The 447-nt window shown below is 64.4% G+C and carries 1 protein-coding gene; it reads left to right on the forward strand.

Annotated elements, in window-relative coordinates; translation table 11 throughout:
• On the forward strand, positions 1-383 hold a 383-nt coding region (locus tag V5F77_RS29160; protein WP_429008523.1), incomplete at its 5' end, for an AI-2E family transporter.
• Between the last annotated feature and the right edge of the window lie 64 nt (positions 384-447).

Here is a 447-nt window from a genome sequence, read left to right on the forward strand (position 1 = left end):
CCGGCGGAGTCACTTTCGGGATGCTTGGGATCCAGGCCGCGCTCCTGTGGGGCGTCTTGATGGCCGTGCTCTCGCTCCTCCCCGCCGTGGGCGCCGGACTGGTCTGGGTACCGGCGGCAGCCTATCTGCTGCTGACCGGCGCCTATCTGAAGGGCGCCATCCTGCTCGCGATCGGCACGCTGGTGATCAGCACGGTGGACAACGTCCTGCGGCCACCTTTGGTGGGGAAGGGCACCATGCTGCCGGACTACGCCGTGCTCATTTCCACTGTGGGCGGGCTCTCGTTGATCGGCATGAACGGATTTGTCCTCGGCCCGCTGATCGTCGCCCTGTTCGTTGCCGCATGGTCGCTCTTCTCGGATGACAAGATGCAACCCTCATGAGCTGTCGCCGCTTGCCGTGCAAACTGCATGTGTCTGCTCCGAAGTGTCTTAGCGCCGGGCAAAC

Origin of the sequence: Roseixanthobacter psychrophilus (assembly GCF_043195195.1) — a bacterium.
In the GTDB taxonomy this organism is placed as follows: domain Bacteria; phylum Pseudomonadota; class Alphaproteobacteria; order Rhizobiales; family Xanthobacteraceae; genus NCEH01.